The sequence below is a fragment of the Microbacterium sp. P03 genome, from assembly GCF_043556235.1.
GTDB lineage: Bacteria > Actinomycetota > Actinomycetes > Actinomycetales > Microbacteriaceae > Microbacterium.
This window is the reverse complement of record NZ_JBIGIM010000005.1, coordinates 24,759-39,066: the sequence shown is the minus strand read 5'-3', so window position 1 is coordinate 39,066 and position 14,308 is coordinate 24,759. Positions and strand designations below refer to the sequence as shown.

Annotated in this window: 9 protein-coding genes; all 9 read left to right on the top strand. The window is 67.8% G+C overall.

Annotated features, from left to right (window positions below):
• Nucleotides 1-10 precede the first annotated feature (10 nt).
• The 9 genes from ACFXOO_RS13190 (at nt 11) to ACFXOO_RS13150 (ending at nt 14,251) form a co-directional block, all read left to right on the top strand.
• Nucleotides 11-682 carry a spermidine/putrescine ABC transporter substrate-binding protein gene (locus tag ACFXOO_RS13190; protein WP_378841724.1) on the top strand — a complete coding sequence of 224 codons (672 nt, stop codon included), beginning with the start codon at nt 11-13 and terminating at the stop codon, nt 680-682.
• Nucleotides 683-790: 108 nt separating this feature from the next.
• The gene (locus tag ACFXOO_RS13185; RefSeq protein ID WP_394563823.1) at nt 791-2,371 is read left to right on the top strand and encodes a DUF5684 domain-containing protein; all 1,581 of its coding nucleotides are present in this window, start codon (nt 791-793) and stop codon (nt 2,369-2,371) included.
• Nucleotides 2,372-2,687: 316 nt separating this feature from the next.
• Nucleotides 2,688-3,056, top strand: a complete 369-nt coding sequence (gene rpsL / locus ACFXOO_RS13180) for a 30S ribosomal protein S12 (protein WP_378841566.1) — start codon at nt 2,688-2,690, stop codon at nt 3,054-3,056.
• 5 nt (nt 3,057-3,061) lie between these two features.
• The gene (gene rpsG, locus ACFXOO_RS13175) at nt 3,062-3,532 is read left to right on the top strand and encodes a 30S ribosomal protein S7 (protein WP_378841564.1); all 471 of its coding nucleotides are present in this window, start codon (nt 3,062-3,064) and stop codon (nt 3,530-3,532) included.
• Between the two features lie 105 nt (nt 3,533-3,637).
• Nucleotides 3,638-5,752 (top strand): elongation factor G, encoded by a 2,115-nt coding sequence (gene fusA, locus ACFXOO_RS13170; protein WP_378841562.1) that lies wholly within the window; start codon nt 3,638-3,640, stop codon nt 5,750-5,752.
• Nucleotides 5,753-5,911: 159 nt separating this feature from the next.
• Nucleotides 5,912-7,105: an elongation factor Tu gene (tuf, locus tag ACFXOO_RS13165; RefSeq protein ID WP_378841561.1), complete on the top strand. Its 1,194-nt coding sequence runs from the start codon at nt 5,912-5,914 to the stop codon at nt 7,103-7,105.
• Nucleotides 7,106-7,415: 310 nt separating this feature from the next.
• Nucleotides 7,416-11,708 carry a hypothetical protein gene (locus tag ACFXOO_RS13160; protein WP_394563822.1) on the top strand — a complete coding sequence of 1,431 codons (4,293 nt, stop codon included), beginning with the start codon at nt 7,416-7,418 and terminating at the stop codon, nt 11,706-11,708.
• 80 nt (nt 11,709-11,788) lie between these two features.
• On the top strand, nt 11,789-13,294 hold the full coding sequence (locus tag ACFXOO_RS13155; protein WP_394563821.1) for a SpaH/EbpB family LPXTG-anchored major pilin: 1,506 nt from the start codon (nt 11,789-11,791) through the stop codon (nt 13,292-13,294).
• Between the two features lie 9 nt (nt 13,295-13,303).
• Entirely contained in the window at nt 13,304-14,251 is a 948-nt protein-coding gene (locus ACFXOO_RS13150) for a class C sortase (protein ID WP_378854403.1), read from the top strand.
• Nucleotides 14,252-14,308: the final 57 nt, after the last annotated feature.

Sequence of the window (14,308 nt, the reverse complement as noted above, 5' to 3'; positions counted from 1 at the left end):
GGTGGAGCACGTGGAGCGTTCGCTCGAGACTCAGGTGAGCCAGGCGGTGGATGTCTGGTTGCGCTGGCTACCCCGCTGGGAGCCCGCGACACACCGTGGACGGATCGCTCCCTGTCGGCGTTGCTTCGGTTCGCCCGTGCTGTCGGCAGCGGGACTCGGCGCCGACGTGCCGCACGGCGTGCAGCACGGACTTTCCACGCGCATCAAGACCATCGTCGATCACTCGGTCGCCGAGTACACGGCTCGGAACCTTCCGATGCTGCAGACCGAGCTCGATCAGCAGTCGGAGCGCAACCGCGCACGCAGCTATCGCCCGGCGGAGGGCCTTGAGCCGGAGTTCGAGGGTCTCCCGCTCGACCCCGAGCCGGTCCCCGGCGCGCCCTTCCTCTTCACGATCTCGGAGCTCGCCGAGGAGGCGGCCGCGGATGTCCCGGCACTGCCGCCGCTCACCCCTGCGGCGAAGGCGGCATTGCGCCAAGAGGTCGGTCTCGCCGACGATTACGCGAACATGATCGGGCGGGAAGTCTGCGCGATCCTGCTCCACCATCGTCTGCGCATCCAGGCGGCCATCGCGCAATACGTCGAGCCGCAGATCGAGGCGATGCTCGACGAACTCACCCGATCGCTGGACGCTCCCTTCGACCCGCGAGACTCCGGGGACGCCGGTTCTCCACCCCGCTGAGGGGCCTTCGTCGGCCCTCGACGTCGACGGCACCGTGTCGAGTATTCTGATCTGGCCCGAGATCGCCGAGAGGAGGGGGCGCGTTCCGCATCGGACACGCCCGCGTACATGAGTGACCTTTCCCCCGTGATCATCGGAGTCTTCCTCTGGCTGGCCGTCTACGTCTGGACCGCCGCCAGCCTGCACGCACTGTTCCGCAAGGCCGGCGAGGAAGGCTGGAAGGCCTGGGTGCCGTTCCTGAACGTCGCCACGCTGCTGCAGCTGGGAGGGTTCTCCGGCTGGTTCGTCCTGCTCGGCCTCGTGCCGCTGGCGAACATCGGTCTGCTGGTCCTCCTGATCATCGCCTACCACCGCATCAATCTCGCTTTCCGCTACGGCGTGGGCATGACCGTCCTCGCCGCCCTGCTGCTCCCGGTCTGGTCGAGCATCCTCGGATGGGGTTCCGCGCGATGGGTGGGAGCGCCCACGGCCGCCGCAGGACCGATGCGCAGAGGCGAGGGCGGTGACCACGGGCAGAGAGCGCCGGCGGCCTACCACCCGGCGGTGAGCGGAGACGCGCCGACCAGGGCGTCTACCACGTCCGGTTCCGCCGACGCGTCGTCCGTTCCACCACTGCCGCCTCGCCCACCGCTGCCTCACACGAGCCCGTCGTCGACCGGCAGGACCGACGACACCCGCCGTCCCGTCGCTCCGGCCTGGGCGCCGAGCGTCGACTCGGCTCCCGCGCCCCGCCGTTCGTCCGCCGTCTCCGCAGACGAGCTTTCTCACCCCACCGCGACCGTCGCTCAGCCTCCTGCCTTCGTGCCGACGCCTGCGCCGACTGCGGCGCCGACCGCGTCGCCTGCCCCTGCGCCTTCGGCGACGTCCTCGTCCCGAGAGGAGGATGCCGCGCCGCTGGACTGGTGGGCGGTCCCCCCGGTCCCGCCTCTGGCCGACGAGCCCCCGCTGCCCCGTCGTTCGAACGCGGTGGGGCTCGATCCCCTCGATGAGGACACCCGCGACGTCGGCGGCCTCGGTCGTGACGATGCGGCCGTGTATGCCGATGCGGATGCGTGGGCTGCTCCCGAGATCGCGCCGCCTCCGCCGGCGTACTCGGCGGGGCCGCTCCGGTCTCGTCGTGCCGCACCGGCGCCGGACGAATTCGCGGACGAACCGTTCGACACGTCCTTCGAGGTCTCGGCGGTTGCAGGGGCCCCCACGCTGGGTGCACCGGTGTCCGCGATGTCCTCCGTCTCGGCCGTCCAAACCGGTGCAGCTCTGCCGGACGACGCGGTGTTCCGCGTCGAAGAATCTCCGCTCGACGACGACGATGACGTCTTCGACGAGACCGTCGTGGCTGTCCGCCGTCGCGCGGTGTGGCACCTGAGCCCGCCGCTGGGCGCACCGATCGCGGTGACGAGCGACGTGCTGATCCTCGGTCGTCGACCGGCGACCGATCCCGACTTCCCCGACGCTCAGCTCGTCCCGATCTCGGACGAGACGCGGACGATGTCCAAGACGCACGCCCGGCTGGAGTTGCGCGGCGACGAGTGGGTCATCATCGACCTGGACTCGACGAACGGCGTCGTCCTGCTGCGGGACGACGGCGCGGAGGAGGACGCCGCACCGGGGGTGGCCGAGCCCGTCGGCACCAGCTTCCTCCTCGGCGACGCGGAGCTCCATCTGATCAGGGACGTCCCCCTGACCTGAGGTGTTCGCGGCAGGCGATCATCGCGAGACCGGCCACGTTTGACCCACCCGGGTGATCACGCGTATCATTGGGAGGGTGTGCGCTCATGCGCGCCCTGCGTTGCGCCTCGGCACAGCATGGGGAGCTGCCGCACCATCTCAGGGAACCGACCTGCGAACAGGTCAACCCCCACGGCATGTCCACCACACACCCGACGGTCATTCTGTCGCGCAGGTGGATCCACGTGAACCCGTTCGTCACGAATCGAAAGATTCGGGATGCCTCGGTGGAGAGAACACGAACGCTGTCACCGTGCAGCAACAACAAGGAGAGAACGTGCCAACTATTCAGCAGTTGGTTCGCAAGGGACGCTCGCCCAAGGTCACGAAGACCAAGGCGCCGGCGCTCAAGGCGAACCCGCAGCAGGCGGGTGTCTGCACCCGCGTGTACACGACCACGCCCAAGAAGCCGAACTCGGCGATGCGCAAGGTCGCCCGTGTGAAGCTCCGCAACGGCGCCGAGGTCACCGCCTACATTCCCGGCGAGGGCCACAACCTGCAGGAGCACTCGCTCGTGCTCGTCCGCGGCGGTCGCGTGAAGGACCTCCCCGGTGTGCGTTACAAGATCGTCCGTGGCGCCCTGGACACCCAGGCCGTCAAGAACCGTAAGCAGGCTCGCAGCCGCTACGGCGCGAAGAAGGGCTGACCCCGATGCCTCGTAAAGGTCCCGTCACCAAGCGCCCCGTCGTCAACGACCCGGTCTACGGTGCTCCGATCGTCAGCCAGCTCGTGAACAAGATCCTCGTGGACGGCAAGAAGTCCATCGCCGAGTCGATCGTCTACACCGCCCTCCGCGGCGTGGAGGCCAAGAACGGCGGCGACGCCGTCGCCACCCTCAAAAAGGCGCTCGACAACGTCCGCCCCACCCTCGAGGTCAAGAGCCGCCGCGTCGGTGGCTCCACCTACCAGGTGCCGATCGAAGTCAAGCCGCACCGCGCGAACACGCTGGCGCTGCGCTGGCTCGTGAGCTACGCCAAGGGCCGTCGCGAGAAGACGATGATCGAGCGTCTCCAGAACGAGATCCTGGATGCCTCGAACGGTCTGGGTGCCGCGGTCAAGCGCCGCGAGGACACCCACAAGATGGCCGAGTCGAACCGCGCCTTCGCGCACTACCGCTGGTAACCCGCTTCGTCTCCGACTTCGCTCGCTCACCGACCGACCCCGGCCGGTGAGCGAGCGGGCGAGACGGAACGCCTCTGAACCAAAACCACAAGTAAGGACATCCCCGTGGCACAAGACGTGCTCACCGACCTCACCAAGGTCCGCAACATCGGCATCATGGCTCACATCGATGCCGGCAAGACGACGACGACCGAGCGCATCCTGTACTACACGGGAACCAACCACAAGATCGGCGAGACCCACGACGGCGCCTCGACGACCGACTGGATGGAGCAGGAGCAGGAACGTGGCATCACGATCACCTCTGCTGCAGTGACCTGCTTCTGGGACAAGAACCAGATCAACATCATCGACACCCCCGGCCACGTGGACTTCACGGTCGAGGTGGAGCGCTCGCTCCGCGTCCTCGACGGTGCCGTCGCCGTCTTCGACGGCAAGGAGGGCGTCGAGCCCCAGTCCGAGACCGTCTGGCGTCAGGCCGACAAGTACAACGTCCCCCGTATCTGCTTCGTCAACAAGATGGACAAGCTCGGCGCGGACTTCTACTTCACCGTCGACACGATCATCAACAAGCTCAAGGCCAAGCCGCTGGTCATCCAGCTGCCCATCGGCGTCGAGAACGACTTCGTCGGCGTCGTCGACCTGGTCGAGATGCGAGCGCTGGTCTGGGCGGGCGACTCCAAGGGTGATGTCACCATGGGCGCCAAGTACGACGTGCAGGAGATCCCGGCCGACATGGCCGATGTCGTCGCGAAGTACCGCGAGATGCTGCTCGAGACGGTCGCCGAGACCGACGAAGAGCTGCTCGAGAAGCACTTCGGTGGCGAGCCCCTGACGGTCGCCGAGATCAAGGCTGCGATCCGCAAGCTCACCGTCAATTCGGAGATCTACCCCGTGCTGTGTGGCTCGGCGTTCAAGAACCGCGGCGTGCAGCCGATGCTCGACGCAGTCGTGGACTACCTTCCGTCGCCGCTGGACGTACCGGCCATCGAGGCTCATGACCCGAAGAACGAAGAGACGGTCATCCTGCGCCACTCCGACCGCGAGGAGCCGTTCACGGCCCTGGCGTTCAAGATCGTCACGCACCCGTTCTTCGGTCGCCTGACCTACATCCGCGTGTACTCCGGCCACCTGGATTCGGGTGCGCAGATCGTCAACTCGACCAAGTCCAAGAAGGAGCGCATCGGGAAGATCTTCCAGATGTACGCCAACAAGGAGAACCCGGTCGATTCGGTCACCGCCGGTCACATCTACGCCGTCATCGGCCTCAAGGACACCACCACGGGCGACACGCTCTCCGATTCGCAGCACCAGGTCGTGCTCGAGTCGATGACGTTCCCCGAGCCGGTCATCGAGGTCGCGATCGAGCCGAAGACGAAGGCCGACCAGGAGAAGCTGGGTCTTGCGATCCAGAAGCTCGCCGAGGAGGACCCGACGTTCCGCGTCGAGCAGAACTCCGACACCGGTCAGACCGTCATCAAGGGCATGGGCGAGCTTCACCTCGACATCCTCGTCGATCGCATGAAGCGCGAGTTCCGCGTGGAGGCGAACGTCGGCAAGCCGCAGGTCGCCTACCGCGAGACCATCAAGAAGTCGGTCGACCGTCACGACTACACGCACAAGAAGCAGACCGGTGGATCGGGTCAGTTCGCGAAGATCCAGTTCGCGCTCGAGCCCCTCGAGGTGACGGCCGACAAGACCTACGAGTTCGAGAACAAGGTCTCCGGTGGTCGCATCCCGCGCGAGTACATCGCGCCGGTCGACCAGGGCTTCCAGGACGCCATGAACGTCGGCGTGCTCGCCGGCTACCCCATGGTGGGTGTGAAGGCCATCCTCATGGACGGTGCGTCGCACGACGTCGACTCGTCCGAGATGGCGTTCAAGATCGCCGGTTCCATGGGCTTCAAGGAGGCCGTCCGTAAGGCGAACCCCGTCATCCTCGAGCCGATCATGTCGGTCGAGGTCCGTACTCCCGAGGAGTACATGGGCGACGTCATCGGCGACCTCAACAGCCGCCGTGGTCAGATCCAGTCGATGGAGGATGCCGCCGGCGTCAAGGTGGTCCGTGCGAACGTCCCGCTGTCCGAGATGTTCGGCTACATCGGCGACCTCCGCTCGAAGACCTCCGGCCGCGCCGTCTACTCCATGGAGTTCGACAGCTACGCCGAGGTCCCGCGCGCCGTCGCGGATGAGATCGTCCAGAAGACCAAGGGCGAGTAGTCCGTCGGATGCTGCGGCCCCAGGGTCGCGGCATCCGCTCATTCACAACTTCACAGTTTCACCCCATCCCTCCCTACTAAAGTAGGAACCAATCCCCGTAGAGAACCGGTCGCAAACCAGTGCCCGGAACTCCTACAAGAACGTCCTGAGGAGGACCCAGTGGCTAAGGCCAAGTTCGAGCGCACCAAGCCGCACGTGAACATCGGAACGATCGGTCACGTCGACCACGGCAAGACCACGCTCACCGCAGCGATCTCCAAGGTGCTTGCAGACAAGTACCCGTCGGCGACCAACGTCCAGCGCGACTTCGCGTCGATCGACTCGGCTCCCGAGGAGCGCCAGCGCGGCATCACGATCAACATCTCGCACGTCGAGTACGAGACGCCGAAGCGCCACTACGCGCACGTCGACGCCCCGGGTCACGCTGACTACATCAAGAACATGATCACCGGTGCCGCCCAGATGGACGGCGCGATCCTCGTGGTCGCCGCGACCGACGGTCCCATGGCTCAGACGCGTGAGCACGTGCTGCTCGCCAAGCAGGTCGGCGTGCCCTACCTGCTCGTCGCGCTGAACAAGTCCGACATGGTCGATGACGAAGAGATCCTGGAGCTCGTCGAGCTCGAGGTCCGCGAGCTCCTCTCGAGCCAGGACTTCGACGGCGACAACGCCCCCGTCGTCCGCGTCTCGGGCCTGAAGGCTCTCGAAGGCGACGCCGAGTGGGTCGACAAGATCCTCGAGCTCATGGAGGCCGTGGACTCGTCGGTTCCCGACCCCATCCGCGACAAGGACAAGCCGTTCCTCATGCCCGTCGAGGACGTCTTCACGATCACCGGTCGTGGCACGGTCGTCACGGGCCGCGCCGAGCGTGGCACCCTGTCGATCAACTCCGAGGTCGAGATCGTTGGTCTGCGCCCGACGCAGAAGACGATCGTCACCGGTATCGAGATGTTCCACAAGCAGCTCGACGAGGCCTGGGCCGGCGAGAACTGTGGTCTGCTCCTGCGTGGCACCAAGCGTGACGACGTCGAGCGCGGCCAGGTCGTCGTGAAGCCCGGTTCGGTCACGCCGCACACCAACTTCGAGGGCACGGCGTACATCCTGTCCAAGGAGGAGGGTGGGCGTCACAACCCGTTCTTCACGAATTACCGCCCGCAGTTCTACTTCCGCACCACGGACGTCACCGGCGTCATCACGCTGCCCGAGGGCACCGAGATGGTCATGCCCGGCGACACCACCGACATGACGGTCGAGCTGATCCAGCCCATCGCCATGGAAGAGGGCCTCGGCTACGCGATCCGTGAGGGTGGCCGCACCGTCGGCGCCGGCACGGTCACGAAGATCATCAAGTAGGTTCTCCTACTCGCAAGGGGTCGTGCCTTCGGGCACGGCCCCTTCGTCGTACCCGGCGCGTGGCGTGCCCGCATCGGGCGGGGCCCGTCGCTCCGGGTCCTGACAGCCCGGTTGGGCTCGATCGTGCGGTGATCCTGGTCGGAAAGCGGTCTCCTTGTCCCCCATTTGTCCGGGTTGACGGCCCTCCAGATCGGCCATAGCGTGAAAGCGTTGCCTCCATAGGCGACGATTTTGCCCGATCTCGATGCGGCCGGTCCTCGCCCGGCAGTCTCGTCCCGTGGTCCGGGGGGACCACTGAACAAGGATGCCGATGGACTCTCTTCGTCGCGCCCGCAGACACGTGCGAGGCGGCGGTTTCGCCGTGTCGACGGCGTTGGTGGCCGCGCTGATCGGCGGCCTTCTCGGATCCCCGAGCGGGCAGGCGGCGGCAGCGGTGCCCTCACCGACGCCGACGACCACGTCCGCGGTCGAAACACCGGCGCCGACGCCCTCGGAGACCGAAGAGCCCTCGGAAGGCGTCGATCCCACGGAGACCGCGACACCGGAGCCCAGCGACAGCTCCTCACCCGCGCTGCCCACGGATGACCCGGACACGGCCGACGCGGGCGTTCCGGTGCCTACGACCGCACCGGTGCCCGGTGAGACCCCCGCGGGGGAGGCGTCCAGTCCGACGACCGACGCGCCGGCGCCCGACCCGCACAGCTGGGAGGAGCAGCCCCGCGCGGGACCATTCTCGGCCAGGGCGGAATTCGGGATCCTCGCCGCCGGTGTCCCCGACGCGCCGACGCAACTGGCGATCGAGACATTCGAGCAGAATCAGGCGAACGTGCCGACGGGCATCGCGACATACCCGACCTCGGGCGCGGCGCGCTACACGGCCGCGGCATTCTGGCAGTCCACGTCGAACTGCACGGGTGTGCTGACGAACTACGACGCGGTGTTCCCGGGCAACACCTACTGCTCGACGCTGCTGGGCCTGGGTACCCTCCCGCAACGACAGACGCGTCGCATGGCGGATGTGCTCGGCCAGGTGTCGGCCGGCGTGGTGGGTGGAGCGACGACGGCCGTCAATCAATCCTCGGCGACGACGCGGGCCAACCACGCACTCGCGGCGACCACCGCGGCGACCATCTCGTCCTCAGCGAATCAGATCGTGATCGAGTCCGCGGCGCCGACGGGCATCGCTCCGACCGCCTCGCGCTACTACACCCTGGGTCTCGACATGGTCGGGGACGAGTGCGGCTCGACACAGGCCCAGCTCGACATGTTCTTGCTCATCGGCACGACGCCGCGTCAGTTGACGGCGTCCGCGTTGAACGCCTGCGCGCTCACCGGCAACCTCTACACGTCGCCCACGATCAGCACCACGAACCCCGTGGACGTCGCGTGGGGTGCATCCGTCAAGGCGGCCCGGCTGACCGCCGACACCGCCGTGCTGCTCACCGCCGCAGAGGCGACCGCGGCACGTGTGCGCGTCACGAACCGCACCGGCGCAGTGAACGGGAACGTCTTCGCGATCGACAACGTGCGGCTGCTCGATGCGACCCCGGCGCTGGATGTCGCTTTCGCGCCGGCCTCGGTGCCTGCGGGGACGGTCTCGACCCTGACCTACACCGTCACGAACACCAGCGAAGCAGCCGCCAAGCCCGACTGGTCGTTCTCGAACAGCCTCCCGGCGGGTCTCGTCGTGGCACCGACACCCGCCGTGGGTGGGACGTGCGCGAACTCGACCGGAACGGCTTTCACCGTCGCGGCCGCGGCGGGCGGGTCCACCGTCTCCGCCGTCGGCGGGGACCTGGTAGCGGGCACGACATCGTGCACCGTCACCGTGAACGTGCTGTCGACCTCTGTCGGCAGTTACACGGTCGGGCAGGCCGACCTGACGACACCGCTCCTCGACGACACCACGGCGACGCTCGCCGTCACGGCGGCCACCACCATCACCGTCCGGAAGAACATCGTGTCTCGCGCGTCGTCGACGGATCAGTTCACGCTGTCGCTCCGCAACGGCACGACGGTACTCGCGTCCGCAACGACGACCGGCACCGCGACGGGTCTCCAGGCCGCTCAGGTGAATCGGTACATCGTCCAGCCCAACACCACATACACGATCCATGAAGCCCCCGTATCGGGTGCGGGACTCGCGTACGGAAGCAGCTACGAGTGCGTCCGCGGGGGAACCGTCGTGGCTGCCGGGGCGAATCCGGCGGGGACGATCACGACACCGGCCGACCAGGGCGCCGAGATCGTCTGCACCTTCACGAACACGACGCAGACGGTGCGGCTCGCCTGCGACACCAACCACTTCTACTCGGTGAGCCCCGCCGGGGCGCTGGTGCAGGGCGACATCGTCTCGGGGACGACGACGACGGTGGGTTCGTGGTCCGCGGCGACGTCCAGTAACGCGCTCGGCATCGGTGCGGGGGGCACGATCGCCTATTCGATCGACAGGTCCTCGGATGGCACGGACGTCACCTCCGTTCTCAAGTGGAGCGCCGGCGGCGGATTCCAGACCCTCCCCAGCTCGAGCTTCGCCACGGTCGCCGGCGGAACAGAGATCACCGGCTCGATCGTGGCTGGAGCGGTCGACCTGTCGGGCCAGCGCTATGTCTTCGGCAAGTTCGCCAACTCGCAGTTCTATCTCTGGAGCTTCACCGAATCGAACCCCACCGCCACCCGGTTCGCGTTCCTGGGGTCGTTCCCCACCGGATCCGCGCCGAACGGCAACGGCGACATCGCCTTCGACGCCCGGGGAAACCTGTACGTGCTGGGCGCGACCAGCGACACGTCCAACAGCGCCGCGATCTTCACGGTCACCGCCGCGGCACTGGCCGCCGGGACGGGGGGAACGCTCGCCGTCGGAGCATCCACGTCGAAGGTGTTGGCCGGCACCGATACGAGCCCGACCTTCGGAAGCGTCAACGGCATCGCCTTCACTCCGCGGGGAACCGCCTACCTGTCCTCGACGACATCGGCGTACGAGTTCGACCCCACGACGTGGACCCGTGTCCCGAACACCCCTCGGGTGGCCATCGACTCCACCGACCTCGCGGGGTGCACGTCGCCGTCCACCCTGACGGTGCAGAAGAACATCGTCGGCCGGGCCGCGACGGCCGACCAGTTCCAGCTGACGGCGAGCAACGGCGCCGTCACCATCGCCACGGCCACCACCACGGGCTCGGCGGTCGGTCGGCAACCCGCGCAGATCGGACCCGTGCCCGTCGTCACGGGCACCTCCGTCACCATCTCCGAGGCGATGGCGACGGGCTCGACGTCGGTGATCGGGATCTACACGACCATCTACGAGTGCTGGGCCGACGGTGTCAGGCTCGCCACCGGCACGACCACGACGGGTTCCGTGACGATACCCGCCCGGCTGAGTGCTCAGGTCGTCTGCACCTACTTCAATTCGCCCCGGGCGGCATCGTCCGTCACCGTCACCAAACTCGTCCAGGATCCGGTGTCCGGCGTCACGCAGCCCAGCGCCGGCTGGACACTCGGCGTGTCCGCCGCGGCCACAGCCGGGGCCGCGACGGTTCTCCCCAGTGAGGCTCCACAGCAGCAGTCGGATGCTGCGGGGACGGCTGTCTGGTCGGTGCTGTTCAGCGCTGTCACGGCGCGCGCGACGCTCACCATCTCGGAGGTGCAGCGTACGGGCTTCACATTCGTCTCCGGATCGTGCACGGTCAACGGCGTCGCGACCCCGGTGTCGTTCTCGACCTCGAGCTCCGGGATCGTCAGCGGCACGATCGCCGGTGTGCAGTCGGCGTCGACCGTCGCGTGCACCATGACGAATCGGCCGACGGCGTCGCTGACCCTGGTGAAGATCGTCAGCTCCGGGTCCGCGCTCCCCACCGATTGGGTGCTCTCGGCCGTCGGCCCCACAGGCGCCCTCCCCGGTCCGAGCGGACGTTCCGGGAGCGCTCAGGCGACGGCCGTCCCGGTGACGCCGGGCCTGCCCTACCGGCTGGGCGAATCGGCCGGGTCGCTGGTGTACGTGCAGACCGGAGCATGGCAGTGCGTCACTGGTACCGGTCAGCAGGTCGCGGTCTCGTCGGCAGGAGACGTCGTCGCGCCGTCGTCGTCGACGGTGACCTGCACGGTGACCAATGCCACAGCATCCATCACCCTGCTGAAACAGGTGCAGAGTCCGCAGACCGGCTTCCAGCCCGCGAACTTCCGGGTCACGGCGACACCTGCCGCGATCAGTGGCGGAGTGGTTCCGACCGAGAGCCGGCTGGGTGCCGACTACTCCGCGACGGGAAATCCGTCGAGCACCTTCGAGGTGCGGCCCGGGCATTCCTACACCCTGACGGAGGCCGCGGCGGACCCCGCGCGTCCCCTGGCGTACCGACAGCTGCGTCTCGAGCGCCTCGTCGGATCGACATGGACTCCCGTGTCGTCCGCGACCGTCACGGCCCCGGCAGCGGGCCAGGCGGCGATCTACCGATTCGTCAACGCGCCCGTGCTCCCTCCCCAGCTGCCCTTGACCGGCGGCACCGGAACCGACGTGTACCTGTACACCGGATCCGCCGTCTTGGTCCTCGCACTTGCCCTCGCCGTCTGGCACGGGCGACGCCGTACGCGAAGGAGTGCCTTCTGACACCGATGACTCTTGCGCCCGGTACCCGTCCCTCACCTCACACAGTTCCACACCACCTCATCACCGAATGGAGAAATCCCATGTCCTCGTCCACTCTCCGGCGGGTCACCGCCGCTCTCGGCGCGCTGGCTCTGGCCGCCGGCGCGGCGATCGTGACCGTCACACCCGCGCAGGCCGTCACCTCGCCGGGAAACATCGACACCACGCAGCCACGCAGTCTCACCGTGCACAAGTTCGCGCTCGGCCCCGGCAACGGGGCTCAGGCGGGCACGGGTCAGGAGCTCCCTGCCGGCACCAACCTGGGCACCCCCCTTCCGGGGGCGGTCTTCACCGCGACGCTGGTCGCGGGCGTGGACCTCACCACACCCGAGGGCTGGGCCATCGCGACCAACCTGACCCCGCAGACGGCGTCGACACGCCTCTCCACGACGTCGTTCACCTCAGCGCCCTCGTCCGCGAACGGCACCGCGACCTTCCCGTCGACCATGCCGATCGGCCTGTTCTACGTGCAGGAGACGGTCCTGCCCGCAGACGCGACCAACCCCACGGCACCGTTCCTCGTGTCCCTGCCGCTGCCCACCGGACCCTCCGGCGCGCCGGCGAACCAGTGGATCTACGACGTGCACGTCTACCCGAAGAACGCGGTGACCGAGCTGACCAAGACGAGGGTGGTGCCCGCGGCGAACTCCGCTGAGGCGCGAAACCCCGACCTGATCCGCTGGGCGATCGCCTCCAGCATCCCCACGCTGGCGGCGGGCGACACGATCACCACCTTCACGCTGGTGGACAACGTCCCGACCGACCTGGAGTTCGTCGCCACGCCGCCGGCAGGCGTCTCGCCCACGACCGTGACGGTCACCAGTGCCGCCGGCATCGCGCAGTCGTTCGCCATCGGCACGGACTACACGGTCACGAACACGGCCGCGACCTCGACACTGGCGTTCACCCCGGCGGGACTCGCTCGTCTGACTCTTCTGCAGGGTGGGGTCGTGTCCTTCAACGTGCTGACGCGAGCCGTGTCGATCCCCGGCAACGGACTCATCGTCAACAGCGCCACGGGCAACATCAACGGCGCGGTCGAGACGGTGACGGGTACGACGCCGATCGGTCAGTTGACGGTCTCCGCGTACTCGGCCGGCAACGGCAGCCCGCGGGCACAGCTCGCAGGCGCGGTCTATCAGGTGTACCTGAACCAGAACGACGCGAACCTGCAGCAGAACGCGATCCTCATCAACGGGATCACGGACTGGACGACCGCGGCGAACGGCCTCGTCGCGATCCCGATCATCACCCCCGGTAACTACTACGTGCGTGAGATCACCCCGCCCACCGGCTTCAACCTGCCGACGTCGAACCCGGTGCAGACGGTCGTCGTCGCCGGCCCGAGCTCGACCGTTCCGCCGGTGCAGAACTACGTCGAGTTCAACCACACCCAGGTGTCGGCAGCGAACTTCCTCCTGCCGCTCACGGGTGGCGATGGCGGTGTGTGGTTCGGTGTCGGCGGTGGCGCCCTCGTCATGCTGGCGATCGGCGCCGCGCTCATCGTGTCGCGTCGCCGTACGCTGGCCGAGCGCGCGTCCGCGTAGCCTGACGTGATGACAGCGAAGGCGGGGCGTCGGCACGACGCTCCGCCTTCGTCGTTCCCGGCAGTGGCCACGGAGGCCCCGACGCGCCGGATGCTGCGCCGATCGACGCGGTGGCGGCTTCCCGCCGTCCCGCTCGCGATCGCGCTCGTCTGTCTCGCCGGCGCCGGACTGCTTCTGTTTCCGACGATCGTCTCCTGGTTCAGCCAATACGAGCAGTCGCAGCGCATCGATCAACTGACCCACGACGTCGCCGACCTCGGCGCCGAGACGCTGCACGAGCGCGTGCAGGAGGCACGGGCGTACAACGAAGCCCTGACCGGCGGCGGCGCGAACATCGCCGCGAACGAGCGACTGCCGCTGGCGGACGAGCCCACCCCGGACGGCGACTACGCGGATGTGCTCCGCGCCGACGCCGACGGACTCATGGCGCGCCTGAAGATCCCGTCCATCGATGTCGACCTGCCGATCTACCACGGCACGAGCAACGAGGTCCTGGACCATGGTGTCGGCCACCTCGAAGGCACGGCCGTGCCGGTAGGTGGAGCATCCACTCACTCCGTCCTGACGGCGCACCGTGGCCTGGCGACGTCGGAACTGTTCACGCACCTCGACCGGGTCCGACTCGACGACGTCTTCACCGTGGAGGTCTTCGGCGAGGTGCTGGCCTACCGGGTGATCGACACACGGGTCGTCGAACCGTCCGAGACGGAGGCTCTGCTCCCCGAGACGGGCAAGGACCTCATCACCCTGGTGACCTGCACGCCGCTGGGCGTCAACAGCCATCGCATCCTGGTGACGGGGGAGCGCATCATCCCCACTCCGGTGCAGGATCTCGCGGACGCCGGCCAGCGCCCCGACATCCCCACCTTCCCGTGGTGGGTCCTCATCGCGGTCGGGGTGATCCTGCTGCTGGTGCTCTACGTCTGGCTCTCCGGTCGGCCTCGTCGACGGCCGTGACGCGGGGTGACCGGGGTGTGGCGGGCGGCGGGCCGAGCCGCCACAATGTAACTCGAC

Bases quoted from the DNA above. Each gene is read 5' to 3' on its own strand.
- ACFXOO_RS13185 (WP_394563823.1), top strand. From the start codon at position 791: ATGAGTGACCTTTCCCCCGTGATCATCGGAGTCTTCCTCTGGCTGGCC.
- rpsG (WP_378841564.1), top strand. From the start codon at position 3,062: ATGCCTCGTAAAGGTCCCGTCACCAAGCGCCCCGTCGTCAACGACCCG.
- ACFXOO_RS13155 (WP_394563821.1), top strand. From the start codon at position 11,789: ATGTCCTCGTCCACTCTCCGGCGGGTCACCGCCGCTCTCGGCGCGCTG.
- ACFXOO_RS13150 (WP_378854403.1), top strand. From the start codon at position 13,304: ATGACAGCGAAGGCGGGGCGTCGGCACGACGCTCCGCCTTCGTCGTTC.
- ACFXOO_RS13160 (WP_394563822.1), top strand. From the start codon at position 7,416: ATGGACTCTCTTCGTCGCGCCCGCAGACACGTGCGAGGCGGCGGTTTC.